The 18,186-nt window shown below is 63.2% G+C and carries 16 protein-coding genes; 8 read left to right on the top strand and 8 right to left on the bottom strand.

The features are described from left to right. Positions 1-30: 30 nt before the first annotated feature. On the top strand, positions 31-1,077 hold the full coding sequence (locus tag ABIB00_RS25565; protein WP_354106273.1) for a 2,5-dihydroxypyridine 5,6-dioxygenase NicX family protein: 1,047 nt from the start codon (positions 31-33) through the stop codon (positions 1,075-1,077). Here ABIB00_RS25565 and ABIB00_RS25560 read toward each other — a convergent pair. Genes ABIB00_RS25560 through ABIB00_RS25540 form a run of 5 tightly spaced genes read right to left on the bottom strand, consistent with a single transcriptional unit; the run spans position 1,074 to position 6,780 of the window. Next, complete coding sequence (locus ABIB00_RS25560) at positions 1,074-2,066, bottom strand: 3-hydroxybutyryl-CoA dehydrogenase (protein ID WP_354106272.1); 993 nt, start codon at positions 2,064-2,066, stop codon at positions 1,074-1,076. The two genes, ABIB00_RS25565 and ABIB00_RS25560, sit on opposite strands and share 4 nt — an antisense overlap. Positions 2,067-2,069: 3 nt before the next feature. Continuing rightward, the gene (locus ABIB00_RS25555) at positions 2,070-3,158 is read right to left on the bottom strand and encodes an NAD/NADP-dependent octopine/nopaline dehydrogenase family protein (RefSeq protein WP_354106271.1); all 1,089 of its coding nucleotides are present in this window, start codon (positions 3,156-3,158) and stop codon (positions 2,070-2,072) included. Beyond that, entirely contained in the window at positions 3,155-4,678 is a 1,524-nt protein-coding gene (locus tag ABIB00_RS25550; protein WP_354106270.1) for a class I adenylate-forming enzyme family protein, read from the bottom strand. Before ABIB00_RS25550 ends, ABIB00_RS25555 begins: the two co-directional genes overlap by 4 nt. Positions 4,679-4,680: 2 nt before the next feature. Beyond that, a complete protein-coding gene (locus tag ABIB00_RS25545) occupies positions 4,681-5,970 on the bottom strand; it encodes an acyl-CoA dehydrogenase family protein (protein ID WP_354045111.1) in 1,290 nt (429 codons plus the stop codon). 12 nt (positions 5,971-5,982) lie between these two features. Continuing rightward, the gene (locus tag ABIB00_RS25540) at positions 5,983-6,780 is read right to left on the bottom strand and encodes an alpha/beta fold hydrolase (protein ID WP_354106269.1); all 798 of its coding nucleotides are present in this window, start codon (positions 6,778-6,780) and stop codon (positions 5,983-5,985) included. Positions 6,781-6,996: 216 nt separating this feature from the next. On the opposite strand from ABIB00_RS25540, the gene ABIB00_RS25535 reads away from it, so the two are divergent. The 4 genes from ABIB00_RS25535 (at position 6,997) to ABIB00_RS25520 (ending at position 12,405) form a co-directional block, all read left to right on the top strand. Continuing rightward, positions 6,997-7,758 carry an SDR family NAD(P)-dependent oxidoreductase gene (locus tag ABIB00_RS25535; protein WP_247443788.1) on the top strand — a complete coding sequence of 254 codons (762 nt, stop codon included), beginning with the start codon at positions 6,997-6,999 and terminating at the stop codon, positions 7,756-7,758. A gap of 43 nt (positions 7,759-7,801) precedes the next feature. Next, positions 7,802-8,638, top strand: coding sequence for an enoyl-CoA hydratase family protein (locus ABIB00_RS25530; protein WP_354106268.1), 837 nt, complete (start codon positions 7,802-7,804; stop codon positions 8,636-8,638). Between the two features lie 109 nt (positions 8,639-8,747). Next, complete coding sequence (locus ABIB00_RS25525; RefSeq protein ID WP_354106267.1) at positions 8,748-11,099, top strand: bifunctional salicylyl-CoA 5-hydroxylase/oxidoreductase; 2,352 nt, start codon at positions 8,748-8,750, stop codon at positions 11,097-11,099. A gap of 55 nt (positions 11,100-11,154) precedes the next feature. Beyond that, positions 11,155-12,405, top strand: a complete 1,251-nt coding sequence (locus tag ABIB00_RS25520; protein ID WP_354106266.1) for a flavin-dependent oxidoreductase — start codon at positions 11,155-11,157, stop codon at positions 12,403-12,405. A 9-nt stretch (positions 12,406-12,414) separates the two neighbouring features. On the opposite strand, the gene ABIB00_RS25515 is transcribed toward ABIB00_RS25520, so the two are convergent. After that, positions 12,415-12,870, bottom strand: coding sequence for a cupin domain-containing protein (locus ABIB00_RS25515; protein ID WP_354106265.1), 456 nt, complete (start codon positions 12,868-12,870; stop codon positions 12,415-12,417). 26 nt (positions 12,871-12,896) lie between these two features. Beyond that, on the bottom strand, positions 12,897-14,072 hold the full coding sequence (locus ABIB00_RS25510; protein WP_247443780.1) for an ABC transporter substrate-binding protein: 1,176 nt from the start codon (positions 14,070-14,072) through the stop codon (positions 12,897-12,899). A gap of 249 nt (positions 14,073-14,321) precedes the next feature. Between ABIB00_RS25510 and ABIB00_RS25505 the strand changes: the two genes are divergently transcribed. The 3 genes from ABIB00_RS25505 to ABIB00_RS25495 all read left to right on the top strand — a co-directional run bounded on the left by ABIB00_RS25505 (position 14,322) and on the right by ABIB00_RS25495 (position 17,158). Beyond that, on the top strand, positions 14,322-14,840 hold the full coding sequence (locus ABIB00_RS25505) for a MarR family winged helix-turn-helix transcriptional regulator (RefSeq protein WP_354106357.1): 519 nt from the start codon (positions 14,322-14,324) through the stop codon (positions 14,838-14,840). A gap of 148 nt (positions 14,841-14,988) precedes the next feature. Continuing rightward, positions 14,989-16,680, top strand: coding sequence for a benzoate-CoA ligase family protein (locus ABIB00_RS25500; protein WP_354106264.1), 1,692 nt, complete (start codon positions 14,989-14,991; stop codon positions 16,678-16,680). Between the two features lie 19 nt (positions 16,681-16,699). Further along, positions 16,700-17,158 (top strand): RidA family protein, encoded by a 459-nt coding sequence (locus ABIB00_RS25495; RefSeq protein ID WP_456649806.1) that lies wholly within the window; start codon positions 16,700-16,702, stop codon positions 17,156-17,158. A 36-nt stretch (positions 17,159-17,194) separates the two neighbouring features. Here ABIB00_RS25495 and ABIB00_RS25490 read toward each other — a convergent pair whose 3' ends face one another. Continuing rightward, positions 17,195-18,169: a CHAD domain-containing protein gene (locus ABIB00_RS25490; RefSeq protein WP_354106262.1), complete on the bottom strand. Its 975-nt coding sequence runs from the start codon at positions 18,167-18,169 to the stop codon at positions 17,195-17,197. Positions 18,170-18,186: the final 17 nt, after the last annotated feature.

Genomic DNA, 18,186 nt, shown 5'->3' with positions numbered 1-18,186 from the left:
GAAGAAGAAACCAGAAGACGGGAGTAAACCATGCTGGCTGATCGCATTGAGGCTAAATGGATCGACGCATTTTGCGAGATCTTTGAACGATGCGCCGTCAAGGCCGGCGATACCGCCGCGATCCTCTCGGAAACCCAGTCTCGTGCGTTGAATGTTCATCTGGCGGAGCTCGCGCTGCTGCGGATGGGCGCGCGACCGTTTCATGTGGTTATGCCGACCCCGCGTAACCGGAATATTGTTCCGGTTCGCTCAACGGGGGCGAGTGAGGCGATCCAACGGCTCGGGCCGGTCATCACCGCGCTTCAACAGGCCGGCTTTGTGGTGGATTGCACCATCGAGGGTCTGATGCATGCCGTGGAGACACCAGAGATCCTCAAGGCCGGTGCGCGCATCCTGGTGATCTCCAACGAGCATCCCGAGGCGCTGGAGCGGATGGTGCCGGATCCGGCGCTGGAGAAGCGCGTTCGCGCAGCGGCGAAGATGCTGCGCGGGACCAAGCGGATGCGGGTGACGTCAAAAGCCGGCACGGCGCTCGACGTCGATATGGTCGGCGCGTCCACGGTCGGCGTGTGGGGGTGGACGGACAAGCCCGGTACGTTGGCGCATTGGCCCGGCGGCATCGTTGTCAGCTTCCCCAAGAGCGGAACGATCAATGGCACGCTGGTGATGGCGCCCGGCGACATCAACCTGACCTTCAAGCGTTACCTGACATCTCCGGTGAAGATGACACTGAAGGACGATTATGTCGTCGAGCTCGACGGCGAGGGCACGGATGCCGCGATGATGCGTGCCTATCTCGCGGCCTGGGGCGATCGGGAAGCCTATGCGGTATCCCATGTCGGTTTCGGCATGAATCCGGGCGCACGCTACGAGGCGCTGTCGATGTATGACCAGCGCGATACCAACGGCACGGAGATTCGCGCCGTCTCCGGCAACTTCCTGTTTTCGACGGGGGCCAATGAATTCGCCGGCCGCTACACGGCGGGCCATTTCGATCTGCCGATGATGGGGACGACGATTGAGCTCGATGGCGTCGCAGTGGTGCGTGAAGGGGTGCTTCAGGACGTCTTCGGCTAATTGCGATCGAGTACGGGGGGCCGCGCCAGGTCGAAGTGCCGGAGCAGGTCGACCATTGCCTGAAGCCGCTTTGCCCGATAGGCGTCGACGTCGAGGCCGGAATAATCGAGAAAGCCTGCGCCCGTGCGCAGGCCAATCCGGCCCTCCTGCATGTTCCGCGAAATGACGTCCGGCGCGCGATACCGGTCACTGCCAAGTGCGCCTTCGAGATAGCGGCTGGCGTAGTACAAAATGTCGCCGCCGCCCCAGTCGATGAATTCGAGCAGCCCGAGCACGGCGTAGCGGAAGCCGAAGCCGTAGCGGATCGCCTTGTCGATCTCTTCGGCGCTGGCGACGCCTTCCTCGACCATGCGCGCGGCCTCGTTCATCGCGAGCGCCTGGATGCGCGGAACGATGAAGCCGGGCGTCGCCGCGCAGACCACCGGCACCTTGCCGATGCCTTCGAGCAGCGCCTTGACCTCGTCGATGATGGCAGGATCGGTAGCCTTGCCGGGCGAAACCTCGACCAGCGGTATCAGATAGGCTGGATTGAGCCAGTGCACGTTGAGGAAGCGTCGGGGGTTCGCGATGGCACCTGAGAGATCGTCGACGAGAATGGTCGACGTCGTTGAGGCGATGATCGTATCCGGGCCGATCTGCTTTGAAGCCGCCCCCAGGATCTCTCTCTTCAGTTCGACGACTTCGGGGACCCCCTCAAAGACTATTCCTGCGTCGCATAGTGCAACACCGCTCTGGCTGGCCGGCACCACCGAGATCCGTGCGATGAGCGGATCGACATCCGCCTCGGTCACTAGCCCCAGCTTCGACAGGCTGGCAAAGGTCTTCCTGACCTCGCCGAGCGCGTCAGCCTCCAGCCTGGCGAAATCTTCCGTTGAACGGGCCTTGATGTCGATCATCGTGACCGTATGCCCCGCGTAGGCGAACGCGACGGCGATGCCGCGGCCCATGCGGCCGGCCCCGAGACAGGCAATGTTAGCTCGGCTGGTCATCGGTCAAAATCCCTTGCGAAGACGCGTCTGCAGTTCGGCCTTGCCGAGATTGCCGAGCCCCAGCGTCTCGAGCGTCCGACCGCCTTGCGCAAAATCGTCACCGCAGACTGCGCCACCGATGGCCAGGAACGCCTTGGCCAATGGCGTGGCCACGCCCGCCAGGCCGGCGACGGAGACCAGCAGCGATAGCCCAAGCCGCAAATCTTCACGCATGTAGCGATGCTCCCTCAGCACGATCCGCTCGCGCCAGTCACCGGAATCGGTCAGCCGGTCATGCGAGCCGCGCCCATACATCCAGATCTCGCCTTCCCTCGCATAATGATGGGCGAGCGGAAAATGCGGTGCGCCATATCCGAGTGCCTCACGCACAGCGATCCGCTCGGCATCGAGTGCATCCGTAACTCCGCGAATCGCGGCTTGCGTTCCTTCCTTGTGGATGTCCCACCGCTCGAAATGCTCGATCGAGCCCGCATTCATCACGATCAGAGGCGGATGGATAATCGGGCCTGCGTTCATCAGCGCGCCGGAGAGAGCATCTCCGCATGGCTCGACCGCGCCGGGGAAAGCCTGTCCAATCACCTCAAGTGCATGCGGCGCTTGATCGAGCGGGAAAACGCCGACCGGAAGTCGCTTGGCGCGGATGGTGATCGCGACCTCGAATGGCCCGTGCTTGCGGGTCAGCCAGGGTAACGTCCCGGTCTCAGCAAAGCTCGCCTTGGCGCGATTGTCCGCATCCCGCGCAGCCTGTGCGAAGATCATCGAGCCGAACGTCGCCGGCGGCAGAAACACGACCTGTCCATCTCGTAGATGTGGAGCAAGCAGCCGCGCAATGTCGGGCTGCGCGAAGGCAGGTACAGGGCACAGGATCAACTCTGCGCCGTCGACCGCTTCGGCAATGTCGGTCGTTACCACCGCGAGCTTGACGTCGTGAGGACCGTTATGATCCTTCACCAGGATGCGCGAGCCGGCGGCGCGATGGGCTCCGACCTGGTCCGCGTCGCGGCGCCAGAGCCGGACCTCATGTCCCGACAGCGCAAAATCGCCCGCGGCCGCGAAAGAGCCGTTCCCCCCGCCTAGAACCGCAATCTTCAAGATGCTTCTCCTCGCGTGCGCGATTGCGCATCAAGCTGCTTCAGCAGAAAATGCTGGACCTTGCCCAGCGCGGTGCGCGGCAGGTCGGTGACGAAAACGATCTCGCGCGGAACCTTGTAGCGCGCGAGTTGTGCCTGAAGATGCACTTTCAACTCGTCTGCTTCCAGTCGACAGCCGGATCGCTGAATCACATAGGCGATTGGCACTTCGTCCCAACGCGGATCGGGCCGGCCGATCACGGCGCATTCGCTGACATCGGGGTGTTCGAGCAGGACGCGCTCGACCTCTGCAGGGTAGACATTCTCGCCGCCGGATATGATCATGTTTTTCTTGCGGTCGCGGACCCAGAAATAGCCGTCCGCATCGCACAGTCCGATATCGCCGGTGCGATACCAGCCGTCGTGCAGCGCATCGCGCGTGGCGTCCGCATTGCTCCAATATTCGAAGAACACGTTGGGGCCGCGAACCGCGATCTCGCCCGGCGCGCCCGCCGGCATCTCGTTGCCGACCTGATCAATCACCTTCGCTTCGCAGCACAGGCCGGCAAGTCCCGTCGATCCCGCGCGCGAGAGATCGCCACCAAGCCGAGTGTAGACTGCGATGGGACAAGTCTCCGTCGAGCCGTAGACCTGAAGCACCGGGACGCCACGGGCGACGAAGCGGTCGATCAGATGCGGCGGCACGATGGTCGAGCCGGTCGTGACGGCCTTGAGTGACGAAAGATCGGTCGTGGCCCAGGCGGGATGCTCGCTTACGGCCTGGATGATCGCCGGCACCATCACGGTCAGTGTCGGTCGTTCCCGTTCGATGGCTGCAAGCGCAGTGTCCGGCGTGAAGCGCGCGTGAACCGTGACCGTCGCGCCTAGCTGGAGTGCCGGCGTGGTTTGAATGTTGAGGCCGCCGACATGGAAAAACGGCAGCAGCGTCAGCACATGGTCATCGGACGTCATGTTGTGCATGTGCTGGCTCATGACGCCGTTCCAGAACAGCGCCTCCTGGCGCAGCACCGCGCCTTTGGGCCGTCCGGTCGTTCCTGACGTGTAGACAATGAGGAGCGGGCAGGAGAGATCAGTGTGCGGGTTGCGGCCGGTGCCCCGGCTTCGAGCCAACAGGTTTTCGAACGTCGTGCCGCGAAGCGGCTCGAAGTCGAGCCCGACAATTGCAGTCCCCTCAAGCTCGGCAAGAACCCCCTCAAATGCCTGCTCGAGCGCTAAAACCTTGGCGCCGGCATCGGTGAGGATGAAAAGCTGCTCGGCGATAGCGAGCCGCCAGTTCAGGGGCACCAGCATCGCGCCGAGCCGGGCGCAGGCATAAAGCAGAACCAGATAGTCCGGCCGGTTCAGGCTGAGGATGGCAACGCGGTCGCCCCGGCCTACGCCGAACTCCTGCTTCAATGTCGCCGCGGTCCGCTCGATCCGTGCGGCGAACGCTGCATAGCTCAACCGCTCGCCTTCAAAGGCAATGGCTGTCTTGTCTGGCGCGAACGCCGCGTTGCGATCGATCAGACTACAGAGGTCCACCGTCAGTCGTCCGTTTCGCCGGCCTCGTATAGTGCTTCGCGTCCGATCCGGTCGAGGCAGAGCTCGGCTGTCCAGGGCAGCATCAGCGAGCCGCAGCGGCTGTCTCGATAGATGCGCTCGAGCGGCAGCGAGCGGAGCATGGCCTGGCCGCCGCAGGTCCGGATCGCGAGTGTAGCGAGCTCATTGGCGCCCTCCATCACCGAATATTGCGCGGCATAGGCGCGCAGCACCTGCTCCTTGCTCGGATTGGCGCGGGCCTCGGTGACGGCCTGGAACCAGATCGCCTTGATCTGCTCGAGCTTGATCTGCATCTGCGCGACCGCAATTTGCTTGGTCGGATACATCCGGCGCTTGACCGGCGGCATGCCCGGTATTTCGCCGCGCAGATATCGCACGGTGAAGTCATAGGCGGCTTGCGCAAGGCCCATATAGGTCGGCGACAGCGTCAGGAACATGTGCGGCCAGCGCATCGCGGCCTGGAAATAGACACCCCGCGGCATCAGCGCCGAATCTCCCGGCACGAACACGTCCTTGAACAGCAGCGTGCGCGAGACCGTTCCGCGCATGCCGAGCGGATCCCAGTCGCCGACGACCGAAACGCCTTCCGATTTTGCGGGGATGGCGAGGTAAAGCGTATTGCGGCGCGAAGCCTTTTCGCCTTCCTCGATCTCGGTGCAGAGCACGCCGTAATAGTCCGCATGTCCGGAGAGCGATGCAAAGATCTTCTTGCCGTTGACGATCCAGCCGCCTTCGGCCGGCCGTGCTTCCGTGCCGAAAGCGACGCCGCCTGCCGCTGCCGCACCACCCTCCGAGAAGGGCTGCGAATAGATCGCGCCATCCTCGACGATGCGCTTGTAATGGACTGCACGCCGGCGCTCGTGCTCGGCGCGGGTCTCAGCGTCCATGTCGAGATCGTCGGCGAGCGGGCCCGACCACAGCGTCGAGCAGACATGCATGTTCCAGGTGAGCGCAGTCGCGCCGCAATAACGGCCGATTTCGGCTGCCGCCAAAGCGTAGGTCTGGTAGTTTGCGCCGAGCCCGCCATGTTTCTTGGGGACGGCAATGCCGAGCAGGCCGACGCGATGCAGGTCGCGATAATTCTCGGACGGGAAGATCGCCTCGCGGTCGTAAGTCGCGGCACGGCCAGCGAACACGCTCTGGCCGATCTCGCGCGCCCGCGCGATGATGCCGGCTTGTTCGTCGCTCAGGCGGAACGCGACGGGATCGAAGATCGGCGCATCGAGCGCGACCTTGTCGGTTGCGCCGATATTCTTGCTGACTTGCATGGTCATGGCGCAGTTACCCTACGTTTTGGTCGCGACGGAGTTCAGGAACCGGCCGAGGGCCCCGTCAAAGGCATCGGGGCGCTCAAGGTTCGCAAGATGGCCGGCACCGGCCAACTCGACATATTCGGCAGATGGAATGTAGGTCGCCGTCTTCGCCATCATGGCGGCCGGCGCGTTGTTGTCCCTGGAGCCGGACAGCAGCAGCGTCGGGATGGAAATGTCCTTGAGGGTGGCTCGCTGATCGAATCCAATCAAGGCCAGCATCATGGCGCGATAGCTCGCCTCGGGCACGCTTGCCATGCACTCGCGTGCGAGCTCCATTCCCTTGGGATCAGGATCGTCGCCCACGAGTTCCTCCACCAGAGAGGGCGCCAGCGACTTCATCGTTTCCCCACGATCGAGCGGTCCCAGGCGTGCGGCGATAAACGATTTCTGCCAATCGCCATCGGCCTTGCCGAAAGCCGGGCTGGTCTGCGCCAGCACGACTGCGCGCGCCAGTTTTGGGGATTGCACAAGCCATTTCTGGACGATCATGCCGCCGATGGAATGGCCAACCAGAATGGGCCTGCTCGCACCAAGCTGCTCGATGAATTGCTGGAGCGCATCGGCCAGGGCAGCGATGCTGACGCTGGCGAGCGGCGCCGATCCGCCATAGCCCGGCATGTCCCACGCAATCGCGTGGAAGCGGTCGCCGAATGTAGCAAGCTGCTGCCGCCAGGCCCGTGCCGCACCGCCGATGCCGTGCAGGAAAATCAGAGGCGTCGCGCCCGGATCGCCGGCGGCTTCATAGGCGAAGCGGCCGTCCTTTGTTATCATTGGCGCAGGCTGCGACACGCGACATCCTTTTGCTCGGCCCTTCGATGCTAACAGGCCTGTGAGGGATGGGAAGAGATAATTTTATACTTAAAGCAATTTTTGGGCCGGTCGTCGGCGTGCAGTTGTTCGCGGTGCCAAGTCGAGCCTTGTTTGCAAAAGTTTGAAGGTTAAAATATATCCAAGAGAGCGATCAGCAAAATGCAAGGAAGCCAGCGCATGTCCGGATTACCGCATTCGCCGCACGCGCTGGTGACCGGTGGCGGTCGCGGCATCGGTCGCGCCATCGCGGCAGCGCTCGTCGAGGCCGGCGCCACGGTGACGGTGCTTGGCCGGAACGCCGCGACGCTTGAAGAGGCCGTCAGTGCAGGAGCTGCGCATTTTGCAGCCGTCGCCGACGTCTCGAACGAAACCTCTTTGAAGGCCGCCATCGCTGAAGCGAGCGCGCGGCAGCCGATCGACATTCTGATCGCCAACGCGGGAAGTGCCGAGTCCGCGCCGTTCTTCAAATCCGACAGCGCCCTGTTCGCGCGCATGATGGACGTCAATTTCATGGGCGTGGTCCATGCCATCAGCGGTGTGCTGCCCGGGATGAAGGATCGCCCCTACGGGCGGATCGTCGCGATCGCGTCGACGGCCGGGCTCAAGGGCTATGCCTACGTCAGCGCGTACACTGCGGCCAAGCATGCTGTGGTCGGTCTCGTGCGGTCCCTTGCTATCGAGATGGCCGGCAGCAGCGTGACCGTAAACGCGGTGTGCCCGGGTTTCACCGACACGGATCTCGTCGCCGGCAGCATCGAAAACATCATGAAAAAGACGGGGCGTAGCCGCGAGCAAGCCATTGCCGAGCTCGCGAAACATAATCCGCAGGGGCGGCTGATCTCTCCTCAGGAGGTCGCGGATGCCGTGCTCTGGCTGTGCGGCGAGGGCGCCGGCGCAATCACGGGGCAGGCGATCGCCGTTGCCGGTGGTGAAATCTAGCGCGTATGGCGCAGGCGCGGAACAAAGAAGCTAAGGAGATCGCATGAGCAGACCAGCCAATCCCGTGACCTTACCGCTTGCGGACTATTCGCCGCAGCACTTCCTGTTGGCCGTAGTCGATGGCGTTGCAACAGTTACGCTCAATCGTCCGGAACGGAAGAATCCGCTGACCTTCGAGAGCTATCGCGAACTCACCGATTTCTTTCGCGCTTGCGCGTTCGATGATGCGGTCAAGTCCATCGTCATGACAGGCGCCGGTGCCAATTTCTCGTCCGGCGGCGATGTGTTCGAGATCATCGGTCCGCTCGTGAAAATGGACACCAAGGGGCTGACGGCGTTTACGCGGATGACCGGCGACCTCGTCAAAGCGATGCGGGCCTGCCCGCAGCCGATCGTTGCGGCGGTCGAAGGGATCTGCGCGGGCGCGGGCGCAATCATCGCCATGGCGTCGGACATGCGGCTTGCGGCGAGCGGGACCAAGGTCGCATTTCTCTTCAACAAGGTGGGCCTTGCCGGTTGTGACATGGGCGCCTGCGCGATCCTGCCGCGGATCATCGGACAGTCCCGCGCCTCCGAGTTGCTCTACACCGGCCGGTTCATGACTGCGGAGGAGGGCGAGCGCTGGGGCTTCTTCAGCCGCATCGTCACATCGGAGCAGGTGCTGCCCCAGGCACAGCTGCTGGCCAAGCAGATTGCGGAGGGACCGACCTTCGCCAACACCATGACCAAGCGGATGCTGGCCATGGAATGGGCGATGTCGGTGGAGGAGGCGATCGAGGCGGAAGCTGTTGCTCAAGCGCTGTGCATGACGACGGCGGATTTCGAACGGGCCTTCGAGGCCTTCGCCAACAAGGTCAAGCCGGTCTTCAGGGGCGACTAAGCCGGGCTTTGCCGGCATCCTGCCGCAATGGGGACTTGCGCGAAGGGGACTTGCGCGAAATTAGTTTAGGCTTAAAATAGTTTGGGCGGGTTGAACTGGCGAGGCTCCCATGAAAGTCGCGATCATTGGTGGCGGACCTGCGGGTCTCTACGCTGCAATCCTGCTAAAAAAGCAGCGGCCGAGCGCTGAGATTACGGTGTACGAGCGCAATCGCGCCGACGATACCTTCGGCTTCGGCGTGGTGTTCTCGGACGCGACGCTCGATAATTTCGAGAAGCACGATCTTCCGAGCTATCGCCGCATCACCCAGGAATTTGCTTACTGGGATGACATCGCCGTGCACTTCCGCGGAACGGTCCATCGGGTCGGTGGCAACGGCTTTTGTGGCTGCTCGCGGCAGAAGCTGCTCCTGATCCTCCAGGCGCGGGCGCGCGAACTGGGCGTCGCCCTGAATTTCGAAGCGGACGTCGAGGACGAATCCAGCTTCGCCGACGCCGATCTCATCCTGCTCGCGGACGGCATCAACAGCCGCTTCCGGGACAAATACGTCGGTCATTTCGCCCCGGAAGTCGATCTCCGTACCAACAAGTTTGCCTGGATGGGCTCGACCAGGCCGCTGGATGCCTTCACCTTCATCTTCCAGGAGACGGCGTGGGGACCGTTCATCGCCCATGCCTATCAATATCAAGCCGGGCACTCGACCTGGATTTTCGAGACCGATCCGCAGACGTTCGAGCGGGCGGGACTGACGGGACTGAACGAGACCGAATCTGCCGCGCGAATGGCCGAGATCTTCGGCTGGTTCCTCGAAGGGCACCAACTGCTCACCAACCGCTCGACGTGGCGTAACTTCCCGATGATCCGCAGCAAGCGCTGGGTCAAGGACAACATGGTGCTGCTCGGCGACGCCAAGGCAACCGCGCATTTCTCGATCGGCTCGGGCACCAAGCTCGCAATGGAAGACGCGATCGCGCTGGCTGACGCCATGGAGAGGGCGCCCAGCATCAAGGCGGCGCTGGACGTCTATGAGCACGGCCGCCGCGAAGAGGTCGAGAAGACGCAGCACGCCGCTGACGTCTCGCTGGTCTGGTTCGAACATGTCGACCGCTTCTGGGATTTTGATCCCGTGCAGTTCGCCTTCGGCGTGATGACGCGCTCGAAGGCGATCACCTATGACAATCTGAAACTCCGTGCCCCTGACTTCGTGGCGGAGGTCGAAAGATCGTTTGCCAAGCGTGTTCGTGACGGCGGCTTCGACGTCGACACCAAGAACCCGATGGTGCCGCTGTTCCAGCCATTCCGGCTGCGCGAGATGGAGATCGCCAACCGCGCCGTGGTATCGCCGATGTGCATGTATTCGGCGAAGGAGGGCGTGCCGACCGATTTCCATCTGGTGCATTACGGATCGCGCGCGATCGGCGGCGCCGGCCTGATCTTCACGGAGATGACCTGCGTTGCCCGCGACGCCCGCATCACGCCCGGCTGCACAGGACTGTGGAATGACGAGCAGGAGGCGTCGTGGTGGCGCATCGTTGATTTCGTTCATGCCAATTCGACTGCGAAAATCTGCCTGCAATTGGGCCACGCCGGGCGCAAGGGCGCGACCAAGCTGATGTGGGACGGCATGGATCGTCCGCTGGAGGAGGGCGGCTGGGACGTCTTTTCCGCATCGCCCCTGCCCTATTTCCCCGACAGCCAGGTTCCGCGTGAGCTCGATCGCGCCGGCATGAATGCGGTGAGGGACGCTTTCGTCGCGGCGGCCGAGCGCGGCGAACGCTGCGGTTTCGACATGCTCGAACTGCACTGCGCCCACGGCTATCTGCTCGCGAGCTTCATTTCGCCGCTGACGAATACGCGGACGGATGATTATGGCGGATCGCTCGCCAATCGCCTGCGCTTCCCGCTCGAAATTTTCGAGGCGCTGCGGGCCGTGTGGCCGTCGCACAAGCCGATGTCGGTGCGCATTTCCGCGACCGACTGGGCCGAGGGTGGTATCGGCGGCGATGACGCGGTGGCGATCGCGCGGGCTTTTGCCGAAGCCGGCGTCGATCTCGTCGACGTCTCAACCGGGCAGACCGTGCGCGATGCGCAGCCGGTCTATGGGCGCATGTTCCAGACCCCGTTCTCCGACCAGGTCCGCAATGAGGCTCGCGTGGCCACGATGTGCGTCGGCAACATCACGACCGCCGACCAGGCCAACACCATCCTGGCTGCCGGCCGGGCGGACCTCGTCGCGCTCGGGCGGCCGCATCTGGTCGATCCCTTCTTCACCATGCGGGCTGCAGCCTGGTACGGAGCAGGCGACGCGTTCTGCCCGCCGCAATATCTTCCCGGCAAAGATCAGATTTTCCGCAACAGCGTACGGGACCGACAGGATCTCGAGGAGCTGAGAATTAAGGCTAAGCCCAAGACCCGGGCCGAGCTCAAGGCGGAGGCGACAAAGCCGCTTGCGGCGGAGTGACCGCCCGTGCGAATTTGGCCGCATTGCCTGGTGTGTATCGAGTGGAGTGAGGGCGATGAAGGCGATTATCGTCGGTGGCGGTGTCGGTGGTCTCACCACCGCATTGATGTTGCGCTCGCGGGGCCTGGCTTGCGAGATATTCGAGCAGTCCGACACCATCCGCGAGCTTGGCGTCGGCATCAACACGCTTCCGCATGCCATGCGAGAACTGGCAGGCCTCGGGCTGCTCCAGCAGTTAGACGATGTCGCGATCCGCACCGACCAGCTCTATTACCTCAACCGCCACGGCCAGGAAGTCTGGCGCGAGGCCCGCGGCATCGACGCCGGGCACGATGTGCCGCAATTCTCGATCCACCGCGGCCGCCTTCAGGGCGTCATTCATCGGGCCGTCGAGGAGCGGCTCGGGCCGGAGGCCATCCACACCGGCTGCCGCCTCGGTGCCTTCACCCAGGACGAGGGCGGCGTCACCGCTTATTTCTTCGATCGCGCCGGCGCGCACATTCACACCGCGCGCGGGGACATTCTGATTGGTGCCGACGGCATCCATTCGCGGGTCCGCGACACGCTGTTTCCGAGCGAGGGGCCGCCGTGCTGGAACGGCCTGATGCTGTGGCGTGGTGCGCGAGATTGGCCGCTGTTCCTGACCGGCAAGTCGATGATCGTCGCCGGTGGCCTCAACGCCAAGGTGGTGATCTATCCCATCGCGGAGGGATCGAGCCCCGCGAGCCGTCTCACCAACTGGGCGGTGCTGGTGAAGGTCGGCGAGGGCAATGCCCCGCCGCCGCGAAAGGAAGACTGGTCCCGGCCGGGCCGGCGCGAGGAGCTGATGCCGCATGTCGCGCGCTTCTCGGTGCCTTACATCGACGTGAAGAGCCTGATCTCGGCCACGCCCGAGTTCTACGAATATCCGACCTGCGACCGCGATCCGTTACCCTATTGGTCGTCCGGGCGCGTCACGCTGCTCGGCGATGCCGCGCATCCGATGTATCCGGTCGGCTCCAATGGCGCCTCGCAGGCAATCCTCGATGCACGCTGCCTCGCCGACACGCTGGTGCGCGCCGAGCACCCGCGCCAGGCGTTGCTTGAATACGAGAAGAAGCGCCTGCCGATGACCGCTGACATCGTCCGCTCCAACCGTCGCGGCGGCCCCGAGGGCGTCATCGACGCCGTCGAGCAACTCGCGCCTGACGGCTTCGACAATGTCGACAACGTGCTGAGCTATCCCCAGCGCGAAGCCATCGTACGCGGCTATGCCACCAAAGCCGGCTTCGCTGCCGTGCCGGGACTTGCGGCGGTGCGCGCTTAGGATGCGCTGCTAGCCGCCGGAAGGCGGCGGCAGGAAGTGGATGTTGAACTCGGCCGCCATCGCCACCACGTCCTCCGGCTTCTGTTCCTTCATGTTGTGAAGGCCCCAGAACAGGTCGAACAGCTTGCGGGTCGGTGACACCCAGAACAGCACTTTTGCGGTCTGCTCCGACTTGTTGAAAATGCCATGCGGCACGCCCATGCCGAGCCGGATCAGATCTCCCGCGGTCGCCTGCGACTCGGAATTGCCGAGCATGAAATCGAGCTTGCCCTCCAGCATGTAGAGATATTCATCCTGGTCGGGATGAATATGCGGCGGCACGAACGTGCCCGGCGGCAGCGTCGCGTGCCAGGAGAAGCTGTGCTCTGTATTGCTCTTCGGCACATAGGTCTGGCCGAGGATGTTCCAGGAGATGCCCTGGATTCCCTCATTGGCCCGCGTGATGCCCGTGATTTCGCTCTTCATTGTGATCCTCCATAACGCGATGCGGCTTAGTTCGCCGCCTTGCAGTCCTTGGCGTAACGGTCGCCGTAATTCTCAAAAACCTTCTGGACGATCTCGGTCTGGAACTTGCCGTCCGCGCGCTTGGCGACCTTGGTCAGGTAGAAATCCTGGATCGGATAGCCGTTGGTGTTGAACTTGAAGGCGCCGCGCAGTGAGGTGAAGTCGGCCTTTTTCAGCGCAGCCCCAACTGCATCCTTGTTCGAGAGATCTCCCTTCACGGCTTTGACGGCGCTGTCGATCAGCATCGCGGCATCGTACGCCTGGAAGGCATAGGTGCCTGGCACGCTGTTGTAGGCGGCCTCGTAGGCGGCGACGAACTTCTTGTTCTGGGGATTGTCGAGATTTGGCGCCCAGTTCGCGCCGCCGAACATGCCGACCGCGGCGTCCTGCTGCGCCGGCAAGGTCGATTCATCCACCGTGAAAGCCGAGAGCACCGGAATGCTGTCGGCGAGGCCTGCCTGCTTGTATTGCTTGACGAGATTGACGCCGAGGCCGCCCGGCATGAACGTGAAAAGAGCATCGGGCTTCTGCGACGAAATCTTGGAAAGCTCCGGCTGGAAGTCCAGCGTGTTGAGCGGCATGTAGGATTCCTCGACGATCTCACCCTTGTAGTCGAGCTTGAAGCCGGCGACCGAGTCCTTGCCGGCCTGATAGTTCGGCACCATCAGATACATGCGCTTGTAGCCGCGATCCTGCGCGACCTTGCCGAGGATTTCGTGCACCTGATCGTTCTGGTACGAGGTTACATAAAAGAACGGATTGCAGTCCTTGCCGGCAAAAGTAGATGGGCCGGCGTTGGGGCTGATCAGGAAGGTTTTCGATTCCGTGACCGGCCGGTGGATCGCCTGGAGGATGTTGGAGAAGATCGGGCCGACCACGAAGTCGACCTTGTCGCGCTCCAGAAGGCCCTTGACCTTGGTGACTGCTGCGTCCGGCTTCAATTCGTCGTCGACCACGACGACCTCGACATCGCGGCCGCCCATCTTGCCGCCGAGATCCTTCATCCCGAGCGCAAAGCCGTCGCGAACCTGTTGGCCGAGCGCGGCGGCCGGTCCCGAGAGGGTCACGATCACACCCAGCTTGATCTTCTCCTGGGCGAAGGAAGGGCTCACCGCGGTGCCAAGCAGCAAGGCGGCTGCGGCCAAGGTCATCTGCGTCTTCATGATCAGTCCCCCGTGACGACGGTCTTGCGCTGCAAGCCGCTACTCCAATCCAAGCTTATGCCGATGATTGCTGCCGCGGCAAGCGAGCTCAGGGCGTCGTCATGCTGCGCGCAGCCGCGCATGCAAGCGGCGCGCCAATTATTTGAAGCCTAAAGAAATCAGCGTGCGGTCGATTGTTGCGGCTTTAGGCTTGCAGCCGGCTTCGATTTATTTGAAGCTCAAAACGTTGGGGAATCCGTGCCCGCGCCAATGCCGGCCGTGAGTGACTGCATCAACATGCTCGATTCCGAGACCAAGGCCGTCGAAACTCCGGAGGATCACGCCGAAGAGCTTCGGCTGTGGCTGCGGCTCTTGACCTGCACGACCCTGATCGAGGGCGAGGTCCGTGGCCGTTTGCGGCAGCGCTTCGACGTCACATTGCCTCGTTTCGACCTGATGGCGCAGCTCGACAAGGCGCCTGACGGCATGACGTTGTCCGACGTTTCCAAGCGCATGATGGTGTCGAACGGCAACGTGACCGGCCTCGTTGAACGCCTCGTGGAATCCGGTCATCTCGACCGCCGCACTTCGGAGACGGACCGCCGCGTCCAGGTGATCCGCCTCACGAAACTTGGTCGCGCCGAATTTCGCAAAATGGCCGCGGAACACGAGATCTGGATCGCCGATCTGTTCGCCGATCTGACGCCGAAGGATGTCCGCGAATTGATGCGGCTGCTCGCCAAGACCAAGGCATCGGCGCAGAAATCAGCCGGTCGTCGCCGGACCTAGGTCCGCGGGCTGACGCCCCACCAATCCCATTTGCTGCAGGAAAAAAGCACAGGATGCCCAAAATCCGCTATTGCACCAAATTGTTTTAAGCATAAAATGTTTTCAAGTTAGTGCTGCCGGGTGCTTTCCATGCCGAAAGGAGCGTGCGATGGCCAACGCCGCCAAGGTTCAAGTCTCGGGCTCGCATGACGGCAACGCCGCAACGGCTCATGTCGATGCGTTCGCGCGGCAACATCTGCCGCCGCGAGAGTTTTTGCCCGAATTCATTTTCTCGCGTCCCGAGCTGCAATATCCGCCCCGCTTGAACTGCGTCAGCTATTTCCTCGACCGCTGGGTCGAGCAGGGACATGGCGACGCCCCTTGCGTCATCAGCCCCGCTGGCAGCTACACCTATCGCGAGTTACAAGAGCTCGTGAACCGCATCGCCAATGTACTGGTCGGCAGGCTTGGTCTTGTGACCGGCGAACGCGTGCTGTTGCGCTCGGCCAACAATCCGATGATGGTTGCGACCTACCTCGCGGTGATCAAGGCTGGCGGCATCGTCGTCGCGACCATGCCATTGCTCCGCGCCAAGGAGCTGTCATATCCGATCCAGAAGGCGGAGATCACACTGGCGCTCTGCGATGGAAAACTCGCCGAGGAAATGGAGAAGGCGAAAGCCGCAGCACCCGGCCTCAGGCACGTGGTCTATTGGGGCAACGGGGCCGGCGACTCGCTCGAGGCGCTGATGGCGGAGGCGAGCCCGGAGTTCAGAGCTGTCGATACTGCCTCCGACGACATCTGCCTGATCGCCTTCACGTCGGGCACGACTGGCGATCCCAAAGGCACCATGCATTTCCACCGCGACATGCTGGCGGTCTGCGATGGTTATGCGCGCAACATCTTGCGTGCGGAGCAGAAGGATCGCTTCGTCGGCTCGGCACCGCTCGCCTTCACGTTTGGCTTCGGTGGCGTGCTGTTTCCGATGCACATCGGCGCCTCCTTCGTCGTTCTGGAGAAGACAGCGCCCGACGACATTCTGAACGCCATCGAGCAGCACAAGATCACGATCTGCTTCACCGCGCCGACCGCGTACCGGGCGATGATCGGCAAGCTCCCGGGCCGCGACATTTCCACGCTGCGCAAATGCGTGTCCGCCGGCGAGACGCTGCCCAAGCCGACATTCGATGCCTGGCTGAAGGCGACCGGCGTCAAGCTGATGGACGGCATCGGATCGACCGAGCTGCTGCACATCTTCATCAGCACTACCGAGGACGAGATCCGCCCGGGTGCGACAGGCAAGCCGGTGCCGGGGTATGAAGCGAAGATCGTCGACGATTCCGGCAATGATTTGCCGCCCGGCACGATAGGACAGCTCGCGGTACGCGGGCCGACCGGTTGCCGCTATCTCGCCGACGAGCGGCAGCGCAAATACGTCCAGAACGGCTGGAACATCACGGGCGACACCTATCTGATGGATAGCGACGGCTATTTCTGGTACCAGTCGCGCTCGGACGACATGATCGTGTCGGCCGGCTACAACATCGCAGGCACGGACGTCGAGGCGGCGCTGCTCACGCATCCCTCCGTCGTCGAGTGCGGGGTCGTCGGTGCGCCGGACGAGGCGCGCGGCATGATCGTGAAGGCCTATGTCATTGCCGCGCCTGGCGTGACGCCCGACGATCAGCTGGTCACCGCGTTGCAGGAGCATGTCAAGCGCGAGATCGCGCCATACAAATATCCGCGCGCGATCGAGTTCGTGACGCAGCTACCGAAGACCGAGACTGGCAAGTTAAAACGCTTCGCCCTGCGGCAACTGGCGCAAGCCGCAGTGACGTCCTCTGGCGTCGCGGCGGAATGAGAAGGATAGAGAATTGTCCGTGACGACGCCGAAAGGCCCGCACCTCGCGGTGCTGCCGACAGCAGCCGAGGACGAAACCCGCTCCAGGGCGCAGGTACTTCAGCCGTCTGGTTGGCCGGTGCCGAAAGGCTATGCCAACGGCATGGCCGCCGAGGGACGCATCGTGGTCACTGGCGGCGTGATCGGCTGGGATGCCGAGGAACGTCTCGCGGAGGGTTTTGTCGCGCAGGTGCGCCAAACCCTGGGCAACATCGCCGCGATCCTCGCGGAGGCCGGTGCGCAGCCCGAGCATTTGGTGCGGCTGACCTGGTACGTCGTCGACATGGACGAGTACCTGACGAACCTCAAAGAGCTCGGCAAGGCCTACCGCACCATCTTCGGCGCGCACTATCCGGCGATGGCGCTGGTTCAGGTGGTCCGCCTCGTCGAGAAGGCGGCGCGCGTCGAAATCGAGGCCACCGCCGTCATTCCGCGCTGAGCCGTGCCCGGTTTCAGCTCGCCTTGGCGAGATCACCTAATCCTCACGCTCCGCATTCGGCGCAAGGTCGGCGGAGCGGAACGGCTTGGCCTTGTCCAGTTTCCGGTAGGCGTCCGAGGCGGTCCGCAACAGCTTCTTTTCGCGCTTGCGGCTGAGGAAGCGAATGCCCGCATCGGGGACGGCCTCTTTCAATGACGCGGCCAGGGTCTGCCCTCGCGCATCGTCGTTCAACTGTCCCAGCGACTTTTGCGCCTTGCGCAATTGCTTGAGGATCGACTTCTGCTTCGTCAACGTGTCGTCGGCGAACAGGTCCTCCAGCGACTCGATCGAATAGGTCAGCCGCTTGTTGAGAAGCCGCAGCCTGTGCCGTTCCTCGACGTTGAGCTTGCGGAGCTTGCGCGCCTTCTTGAGCAGCGTCGTTTCCCACTCCGTGAGTTGCGCCGTCGCGTGGTCGGCAAGCGGGCAGCGGCGTAACCGGATGGCCTCCTTGCTGCGCCGGGTCGACCAGGGGCCGCTCTCGATCCAGCTGGAGGTCTGCTCGACGAGACGGCGATATCGCGCGGATTGCAGCGCGCGCGCCAGCAGACGATGGCTCTCGGCGCGCTTCTCGTCCCAGTGTTGAAGTTCGGCAATCACGGTCAACTCGCCGCCGCTCTCGGCGATGACCCGCTCGATCGCCACGTCGAGGTCCCGCACCATGCCGAGTTGGCTGTTCAGCCATTTCAGTTCGGTCCAGACCTGCGGGCGCAGGGCGTCATCCACCATCGGCGAGAAGAAGCGGATGGCGGTGCGTAGATGCGTCAGTGCGATTCGGATCTGGTGCAGCGCCTCTGGATCGCCGCGGCAGGTGCCGTCATGCTGGGCAAGAACGGCGTCGAGGTGACGGCGGGCAATGATGCGGAAGGCCGTGTCGCAGACCATGCCGGGGCTGAGCCGGCCGGGCAGGGCGTTGCGCTTCGCCGCAGGCTTGGCGCGCGCGGCCGCCGTCGAACTCGTGCTGGGTCGCGCCATCCTTACCCGCGTCAAAC

The organism is Bradyrhizobium sp. LB14.3, from assembly GCF_040547985.1.
Lineage (GTDB): Bacteria > Pseudomonadota > Alphaproteobacteria > Rhizobiales > Xanthobacteraceae > Bradyrhizobium.
The sequence above is the reverse complement of the archived record's forward strand: the minus strand, read 5'-3'. Positions and strand labels throughout refer to the sequence as shown.

Bases quoted from the DNA above. Each gene is read 5' to 3' on its own strand.
- ABIB00_RS25565 (WP_354106273.1), top strand. From the start codon at position 31: ATGCTGGCTGATCGCATTGAGGCTAAATGGATCGACGCATTTTGCGAG.
- ABIB00_RS25560 (WP_354106272.1), bottom strand. From the start codon at position 2,066: ATGACCAGCCGAGCTAACATTGCCTGTCTCGGGGCCGGCCGCATGGGC.
- ABIB00_RS25545 (WP_354045111.1), bottom strand. From the start codon at position 5,970: ATGACCATGCAAGTCAGCAAGAATATCGGCGCAACCGACAAGGTCGCG.
- ABIB00_RS25540 (WP_354106269.1), bottom strand. From the start codon at position 6,780: ATGATAACAAAGGACGGCCGCTTCGCCTATGAAGCCGCCGGCGATCCG.
- ABIB00_RS25535 (WP_247443788.1), top strand. From the start codon at position 6,997: ATGTCCGGATTACCGCATTCGCCGCACGCGCTGGTGACCGGTGGCGGT.
- ABIB00_RS25530 (WP_354106268.1), top strand. From the start codon at position 7,802: ATGAGCAGACCAGCCAATCCCGTGACCTTACCGCTTGCGGACTATTCG.
- ABIB00_RS25525 (WP_354106267.1), top strand. From the start codon at position 8,748: ATGAAAGTCGCGATCATTGGTGGCGGACCTGCGGGTCTCTACGCTGCA.
- ABIB00_RS25520 (WP_354106266.1), top strand. From the start codon at position 11,155: ATGAAGGCGATTATCGTCGGTGGCGGTGTCGGTGGTCTCACCACCGCA.
- ABIB00_RS25515 (WP_354106265.1), bottom strand. From the start codon at position 12,870: ATGAAGAGCGAAATCACGGGCATCACGCGGGCCAATGAGGGAATCCAG.
- ABIB00_RS25510 (WP_247443780.1), bottom strand. From the start codon at position 14,072: ATGAAGACGCAGATGACCTTGGCCGCAGCCGCCTTGCTGCTTGGCACC.
- ABIB00_RS25505 (WP_354106357.1), top strand. From the start codon at position 14,322: ATGCCGGCCGTGAGTGACTGCATCAACATGCTCGATTCCGAGACCAAG.
- ABIB00_RS25500 (WP_354106264.1), top strand. From the start codon at position 14,989: ATGGCCAACGCCGCCAAGGTTCAAGTCTCGGGCTCGCATGACGGCAAC.
- ABIB00_RS25490 (WP_354106262.1), bottom strand. From the start codon at position 18,169: ATGGCGCGACCCAGCACGAGTTCGACGGCGGCCGCGCGCGCCAAGCCT.